Source organism: Microcoleus sp. D2_18a_D3 (assembly GCF_036702455.1).
GTDB lineage: Bacteria > Cyanobacteriota > Cyanobacteriia > Cyanobacteriales > Microcoleaceae > Microcoleus.
Window position 1 is genome coordinate 1 of record NZ_JAUBTK010000162.1, and the last position, 6548, is coordinate 6548.

Annotated in this window: 11 protein-coding genes; 5 read left to right on the forward strand and 6 right to left on the reverse strand. The window is 45.5% G+C overall.

Features of this window, described 5'->3' with window-relative positions; translation table 11 throughout:
- Positions 1 to 168: 168 nt before the first annotated feature.
- The 5 genes from QUB06_RS33670 (at position 169) to QUB06_RS33690 (ending at position 3376) form a co-directional block, all read left to right on the forward strand.
- Positions 169 to 714 carry a Uma2 family endonuclease gene (locus QUB06_RS33670; RefSeq protein WP_333439081.1) on the forward strand — a complete coding sequence of 182 codons (546 nt, stop codon included), beginning with the start codon at positions 169 to 171 and terminating at the stop codon, positions 712 to 714.
- A 245-nt stretch (positions 715 to 959) separates the two neighbouring features.
- The gene (locus tag QUB06_RS33675) at positions 960 to 1277 is read left to right on the forward strand and encodes a 2Fe-2S iron-sulfur cluster-binding protein (protein ID WP_333069026.1); all 318 of its coding nucleotides are present in this window, start codon (positions 960 to 962) and stop codon (positions 1275 to 1277) included.
- 57 nt (positions 1278 to 1334) lie between these two features.
- On the forward strand, positions 1335 to 1526 hold the full coding sequence (locus QUB06_RS33680; protein ID WP_333439097.1) for a hypothetical protein: 192 nt from the start codon (positions 1335 to 1337) through the stop codon (positions 1524 to 1526).
- Complete coding sequence (locus QUB06_RS33685) at positions 1523 to 2590, forward strand: DUF3326 domain-containing protein (RefSeq protein WP_333439083.1); 1068 nt, start codon at positions 1523 to 1525, stop codon at positions 2588 to 2590. Before QUB06_RS33680 ends, QUB06_RS33685 begins: the two co-directional genes overlap by 4 nt.
- A 192-nt stretch (positions 2591 to 2782) precedes the next feature.
- Positions 2783 to 3376 carry a CPBP family intramembrane glutamic endopeptidase gene (locus QUB06_RS33690; RefSeq protein ID WP_333145034.1) on the forward strand — a complete coding sequence of 198 codons (594 nt, stop codon included), beginning with the start codon at positions 2783 to 2785 and terminating at the stop codon, positions 3374 to 3376.
- 252 nt (positions 3377 to 3628) lie between these two features.
- Here the strand turns inward: QUB06_RS33690 and QUB06_RS33695 are convergent, their stop codons facing one another.
- The 6 genes from QUB06_RS33695 to QUB06_RS33720 all read right to left on the reverse strand — a co-directional run bounded on the left by QUB06_RS33695 (position 3629) and on the right by QUB06_RS33720 (position 6524).
- Positions 3629 to 4036, reverse strand: coding sequence for a TIGR02588 family protein (locus QUB06_RS33695; RefSeq protein ID WP_333439085.1), 408 nt, complete (start codon positions 4034 to 4036; stop codon positions 3629 to 3631).
- Positions 4033 to 4887 carry a TIGR02587 family membrane protein gene (locus tag QUB06_RS33700; RefSeq protein ID WP_333439087.1) on the reverse strand — a complete coding sequence of 285 codons (855 nt, stop codon included), beginning with the start codon at positions 4885 to 4887 and terminating at the stop codon, positions 4033 to 4035. Before QUB06_RS33700 ends, QUB06_RS33695 begins: the two co-directional genes overlap by 4 nt.
- A gap of 57 nt (positions 4888 to 4944) precedes the next feature.
- Positions 4945 to 5478: a hypothetical protein gene (locus QUB06_RS33705; RefSeq protein ID WP_333439089.1), complete on the reverse strand. Its 534-nt coding sequence runs from the start codon at positions 5476 to 5478 to the stop codon at positions 4945 to 4947.
- The gene (locus QUB06_RS33710) at positions 5479 to 5856 is read right to left on the reverse strand and encodes a hypothetical protein (RefSeq protein ID WP_333439091.1); all 378 of its coding nucleotides are present in this window, start codon (positions 5854 to 5856) and stop codon (positions 5479 to 5481) included.
- A gap of 113 nt (positions 5857 to 5969) precedes the next feature.
- Positions 5970 to 6206, reverse strand: coding sequence for a type II toxin-antitoxin system prevent-host-death family antitoxin (locus QUB06_RS33715; protein ID WP_333439093.1), 237 nt, complete (start codon positions 6204 to 6206; stop codon positions 5970 to 5972).
- 81 nt (positions 6207 to 6287) lie between these two features.
- Complete coding sequence (locus QUB06_RS33720; protein ID WP_333439095.1) at positions 6288 to 6524, reverse strand: type II toxin-antitoxin system PemK/MazF family toxin; 237 nt, start codon at positions 6522 to 6524, stop codon at positions 6288 to 6290.
- Positions 6525 to 6548: the final 24 nt, after the last annotated feature.

The window sequence follows — 6548 nt, forward strand, 5'->3', positions numbered from 1 at the left end:
GATGCTATATCTGCCCATTCTTGTGACTTATTTATGCCTTCTTTAATTCCCCACTCTCAGACCTGAATCCTTACGTTAGTTCCAATTTCCAATTCCCAATTCCCAATTCCCAATTACCCATTACCAATTGATTGCTACAATATGAGTGAATTCTGCAAAAGGGAGTAAATGGCTATGGTAATGGCAGCCGTTTTATCAGAAAATGTTTCTCTAGAAGACTTTATAGCCTGTCCCGCCGATGATATGGAATGGGTGGACGGGCAAATCTCGGAGAAAAATGGCATGACAGTAAAACACAGTCGAATCCAATCTAGACTAGATCGTGCTTGGGGAAATTACAAAGATTCTAGCGGACAAGGCGGCGAAGTTTATACAGAAGTTCCTTGCCGTACTGACAGGCGAGTGCGCCGTCCTGATGTAGCTTATCTGACTCCAGAATTAGTCTCACAATATGGCGATGTTCCTACTTTGCCTCAAAGTCCGCCGTTAATTGCAGAAATAGTTTCTCCTACTGATATTGCGGAAGAAATATTTCTGAAAGCACAAGAATATTTAGATTCAGGTTGTCTGGAAGCTTGGATTGTTTTTCCAGAAAGTCGCTGGATATTGATCATGACTCAAACTCAAAAGTTAACCTTTAACCTGGGCTCTACAGTCAGCACTCAGCTAGTGCTGCCGGGTTTTAGTGTTGCGGTTGATGAGTTGTTGGCTTGAAGGCAAAAAATTAATTAGGTATAAGTGCTTTGTGGCAGAGTTCCGCTGTGAGGCTTGTAATAATTTGTGAAAAAGTCATTGACAAAATGCCGCTCGCTCGCCCCAGCCAATTAATAAAAAAAATTATCAATAAAAACAGCAGTTGTAAATTTGCACAAAAGCACAAACAGCGGTAAAATACTGATTGCTTTGTTTCCAAATCTAGCGTAAATTCCAATTGGGGAATTAAAACCAATAATTGAAATATGTCTAAGACTTACACTGTTGAATTGATCCACCAAGGCTCTACCTATACCGTAGAAGTACCCGAAGATAAACAAATTCTCCGCGCCGCTAATGACGCCGGCATTGAGTTGCCGAGTTCTTGCAATGCGGGGGTTTGTACTACTTGTGCTGGTAAAATTATTGAAGGGAAGGTCGATCAAGCTGATGGTATGGGCGTTAGTCCCGATCTTCAGGCAGAAGGTTATGTGTTGCTGTGTGTTGCTTATCCCCGATCGAACTTGAAGATAGAAACAGAAAAAGAAGACATTGTGTACGATCGCCAATTCGGTAAATCCTAGGACTAAGCTAAAATTGACCTAAGTACCGTTAGCGGTAAAACCACTATGGATCGCCCTATGACCACCCATTTCATTTCCGCAGAAGTTGACCTCCACGAAACCGCCGAGCAACTGCACTCGGCTATTGAAATTGAACTGCAAAAGCACGGCGAACCCCTGCGCTGGGCCGTCACAGACGTGGATGTCGATCGGCAAAAGGCTGTGGTAGAAGGCTACGTGCTCGTGGAAGCATCCCCCGCAACATCGTGAACCCCCCCCCTTTGACAGTGGTTTTGATAGTCCCCACAGGCGTTGGAGCCTCGATTGGTGGGTTTGCAGGAGATGCGCTGCCGGTGGCTAGGGCGATCGCCCAAATTTCAGACACCCTGATCACTCACCCCAACGTCCTCAACGGCGCTCAACTTTATTGGCCGATACCTAACGCTCTCTACGTTGAAGGTTATGCCCTTGACAAATTTGCTGCCGGATGCTGGGGACTGCAACCGGTACATCAAAATCGCATCGGCTTAATCCTCGATGCCGGCATTGAACCAGACTTGCAGTTGCGCCACTTGCAAGCGGCTGATGCAGCGAGAGCTACATTGGGCTTGAATATAACTGATTGTGTTTTAACCGATCGCCCTCTGCAAGTAGAATTGCGTATTTCTGAATCAGGGGCATCCTGGGGGACGATCGGCAATCCCGACAGTTTATTGCGCGCTGCAGAAAAATTAATCGAACAAGCAAAAGTAGAGGCGATCGCAGTTGTAGCCAGATTTCCCGACGATGAAGGCAGCCTCGCCCTCGAAAACTACCGCCGCGGCAAAGGAGTTGACCCCCTCGCAGGCGCGGAAGCTGTGATCAGCCACCTCATCGTCAGGACGTTTAAAATCCCCTGCGCCCACGCCCCCGCGCTTTCCCCACTTCCCCTCGATCCGCACCTGTCCCCGCGATCGGCTGCTGAGGAAATCGGCTATACTTTCCTACCTTGCGTGCTTGCCGGCCTCAGCAAAGCTCCCCAATTGGTAGCGCCAGAAAGCCAGCAGCACAATCAATTATCAATTACCGCCGATCGAGTCGATGCGGTGGTAATACCCGCCACAGCCTGCGGCGGCAGTGCTATTCTGAGTTTGAGTGGGCGATCGTCGGTACAAATCATCGCTGTCGGCGACAACAAAACCCAGATGCAGGCGACTCCAGAAAAACTCGGAATCAAAGCTTTGCAGGTAAACTCATATTTAGAGGCGATCGGAGTTTTGGTCGCTTTGCGAGCCGGCATCAGTCCAGCTTCCTTGGGCGCAGACATCTCCTCCCTGCGTTGTTTATCTGACTAATACCAATTTAATGTGAAGTTGCACATATCTCGATCCCCCTAAATCCCCCTTAAGAAGGGGGACTTTGATCCGGCTCTTGTCCCCCCCTTATTAAGGGGGGCTAGGGGGGATCGGATTCTACGGGGCCTCATAAAAAATTGGTATAAACCCAACAAATCTCAAATCTCAAACCTCAAATCTAAAAGTGATTAAGTGGCAGAAAAACTTCCCGGAAATCCTGAAATTGAACCCTTGACGCGCACCCAAGTTTTAGTAGCAATGGGCGTGACAGCAATTATGTTGCTGGCGGTAGCTAAATTGTGGTTGCTATTTGCATCGGTATCGCTTTTGCCAGTCAAATTGATAGGAATCGACTTGCTCCAAGGATGTGCGCTCGGACTGGCAATTACAGGCGGTAGTGCGATCGTTTATCACCTCTGGCCGGGTTATCGCCGGAGTGCTGATGTTTACTTGGAAGTAGTGCTCAAACCTTTGTTTTGGCCGGATTTGATTTGGCTGGGACTGCTGCCGGGACTTAGCGAAGAATTGCTATTTCGAGGCGTGATGCTGTCTGCTTTGGGATTGAATGTTACCAGTTTAGTTTTATCGAGTTTTTGTTTCGGCATTCTGCACTTGGGAGCCCTGGATCAGTGGCCTTATGCTGTTTGGGCAACGGCTGTCGGATTGCTGTTGGGTTACAGCGTTTTAGCGACTGGGAATTTGTTAGTGCCAATTACGGCTCATATCTGCACGAATTTGATTTCTAGCTGTGTTTGGAAGTGGGAACACGATCTGGTGAAGCGTTAGCTCGATCGCACGCTCAATATCGAGACCGGGGCGGGTTTAATGAATCTCTCGCCGGATTGGAGACATGGGTGAACCCGCCCCTACGGTAATTATGTCTATTTAACGTGATACCGAGTCAATAAACGTAAATTTTGTAGGGGCGGGTTCACCCGTATCTCTGCTTAATAACCAAGGTATTTTTAAACCCGCCCCCACCCAGCGACAGGATTTTATTAGGGTCACACTTAACGGACACGAGACTTGAAAACTTTGTTAAGGTAGTTGATAACTGCTCGATCGCACAATCAACTCACCTTGACTGGGGTTACGACTGAAAATAAAAGCTCCTTCTTGAGTTTCGCCGGTTGACAAAAAATCTATTTGTTGATCGCCGGATTCTACAACTTCGCCATTTACGCGCAATTCGGCAATAATTTGCACTGATTCGGCTGTTTCACCGCCCGTGTTTGTCACTGTAAACGGTACGTAAAATTGCCCTTGATTTTCGCGAATTGGTGTGTTCCGAGTGACCGAAATAATCGGAGGTTCCTGCTTTTTAGTCACCCAGTTGTAGATTACGAGTCCGGTGAGGGTAAAAAGGATCAAGCAGGCGATCGCAAATGTCGCCCATTCAGCAAAAGTTCTTTTTTGCGGCTGTTCTTTGTTATTACTTTCACTCATACCGCCAACCTCCCCGCCGCGCCGCCAACAGCCGCCGGCAATCCTAATACTAACGTATAGTTCAACCAAATCGACCACGGGTCGTCAAAACTGAGTTTGTGGAAGAAAAACATCATAAATGCAGAAGCCGCCAGCGACACTAAATAGGCCATGACAGTTTCGCTGAGGGGACGCTGAAAAATCCCTTGCTGTTGGTGGCGTTTTGCTTGATCGGTAAACCCTGCTGCAAATACAATACCGTAGGAAATTAGCAGCGAAGCGGCGATAATTGCTAATTGCCAAGGCGGCGAAATACCTGCCGCTAGCATGGGAATTTCGTCAGTAGGGGCGATGTTGAAAGCAATTATCATCGCGCCGATTAAAGTAGCGCCGATATCTGCTAAAGTTGGGTTAATGGTAGGTTCCTTTTCGCTGTCTGAACTTTGATAGCGATCGCCGCTCAAGAAACCGCTTGCCAGCCCAACTCCCAACGAAAACGGCAGGCCTTCAAAAATGATTTTTCCCAAAGTTTGTTGCAGCGGAGTCTCCAGCGTAATTTCCCTGAGCAAAAACAGGACACAAGCCGCGCAGACAATGCCGATGGCCATCGCTTCTACGGTATCGATTGCAGCATCTAGCCAGCGGATGTCTTTAGTTTTGCGGAAACCTTCAGTGCGAGTCAGCAAGAAAACGACGATAAAAGTAGTTGCGATCGCGATCGACATTTCCGCTGGTTTAGTATACGAACCAATCCACCAAACCTCCATCGTATAAAGTAGGGGAGTACCGAATAAAAAGCCGCCCGATGCGCCTCGGATGATGTCGTTTAGTTCATTTGACCACTGATTTTTACGTTTTTTTGATTTCTTCATGTTTCGGCTAAAAAGCGAATTAAAAAATTGATAACTTCTGATATATTTTTTACAAAGTTACACAGTTTGTGATTTATTTTCTAATTCCTTGATTTTGTTTTGCAACCTGGCAAATTCATCAATTAACTGCAACACTGTAATTGCAATATCTGGTCTAACTTCTGGTTGGACAGTATTGTCAATCTGCGACTGCGCCCACTCTTGCAGTTGCTTTAACTTTCCTAGTTTGCTAAAGACAGGATTGCCATCATGTTCAGCAATAGTCGCAACCTCTTGACTGAATGCAGCTAACTTAGCAAATAGCTCATCCTTCCGCGAACCTGCCAAAATGCCCTGATTCACTGTGTAATATGCCTGGTTAGGAGCAATAAATGTCACATTAGGCTTAGCTAAAAAGTTATTATCTAAACCTTGTGATGAATCAAAGGTTTCGCAAACAATCTTTAATATTTGTGTAAATTCTTGCTGTTCTTCAACTGTAAGCGCACGAGCGAACAACACAGTATGAGTATGTGCAGTAATACCATTATCTGTACTTGGGCGATTGTTAGAACGAATTGTTAAATCCTTCAAAGTGTAATGTTTTTTCATTTATCCTACTTCTTCGTAAGGTTGAAACTCAGCTTTTTCATTTAAAAATTCAAACGCATTAATTGAAAACCATATTTGCTGTGCAGAGAACATCACATTGGCAATTGGCTCAATTTTAGCTTCTCCTCTATCCAACAGATAGTTTAATTCTACCACAGGCAAAGACATTTCAATAACTGTGCAGCCTAATGCCTCTAAGCCGGGTGCTAGGGTAGCAAAGAACCAGGCCACTTCTGGATCGAATGCAGCATACCAACCGATACCTAATTGTATTGGCTGAGTTTGCAAAGCTAGCAAGCGAGATCCGTTTAACCCGTTATTAAGAATATCCAATGCACTCTCAATATCTGTACCGTGATAGAGTGTTACGATTGCCATAACTATCCCTTTAATAAGTGTGGTTATTTGCAATCGTCTCATAGTGTTTGCTACTAAAGAACGATATTTTTTTTCCTTCGATCGTGGTTAGGCATGAGTGTCCAACAACAACCTCATTCCATGTACTCCTTAAACTCTTCTAGGGGTTCGTCAAAATCATCGGACATCCAAACCATTCCTTTAGCACTCCCAGCTTTGGATGGCCAGCGCTTCTTATTAGCTGGCGGTATTCCTACCAATTTTACAACAGGCGGGTTATCTTGAGTAATCGCTACTTCTTCGCCTCTCATCGCCGCTTCGATTAATTCCAGAAGCTTTTCTTTTGCCTCAAGAATGTCTACTTGATACATAACTCGTGCCTCCGCATACAGTGGGAAATTTGAGATTTGAGATTTGCCCTGACTAATGAAGCTTGCGATCCTGTATTTTCATCAAATGAAAGACCAGATTTGTTTGACTCTATCTCGCACTTGCGCCAAATCATCAGGGGTTAATATCCCCAGTCTCCTTTCAACTAAACTTTTTTGTAATGTGTTCACTTTATGTAAGCGAACCACTGAAGGTCGCTTTAATCCTGCTTGTTGCCATTCCTGAATTTCGACATCAAAGTTTGTACGTATCCCCTCAATAATCCGTGGGTAGCCAATCAAGAGAAATGCTATGACCATAACCGCTTGCGTAGGTCATCATCA

Coding starts and splice junctions, on each gene's coding strand:
- QUB06_RS33700 (WP_333439087.1), bottom strand. CDS start 4,887: ATGAAGAAATCAAAAAAACGTAAAAATCAGTGGTCAAATGAACTAAAC.
- QUB06_RS33710 (WP_333439091.1), bottom strand. CDS start 5,856: ATGGCAATCGTAACACTCTATCACGGTACAGATATTGAGAGTGCATTG.
- QUB06_RS33675 (WP_333069026.1), top strand. CDS start 960: ATGTCTAAGACTTACACTGTTGAATTGATCCACCAAGGCTCTACCTAT.
- QUB06_RS33670 (WP_333439081.1), top strand. CDS start 169: ATGGCTATGGTAATGGCAGCCGTTTTATCAGAAAATGTTTCTCTAGAA.
- QUB06_RS33720 (WP_333439095.1), bottom strand. CDS start 6,524: ATGGTCATAGCATTTCTCTTGATTGGCTACCCACGGATTATTGAGGGG.
- QUB06_RS33695 (WP_333439085.1), bottom strand. CDS start 4,036: ATGAGTGAAAGTAATAACAAAGAACAGCCGCAAAAAAGAACTTTTGCT.
- QUB06_RS33680 (WP_333439097.1), top strand. CDS start 1,335: ATGACCACCCATTTCATTTCCGCAGAAGTTGACCTCCACGAAACCGCC.
- QUB06_RS33705 (WP_333439089.1), bottom strand. CDS start 5,478: ATGAAAAAACATTACACTTTGAAGGATTTAACAATTCGTTCTAACAAT.
- QUB06_RS33715 (WP_333439093.1), bottom strand. CDS start 6,206: ATGTATCAAGTAGACATTCTTGAGGCAAAAGAAAAGCTTCTGGAATTA.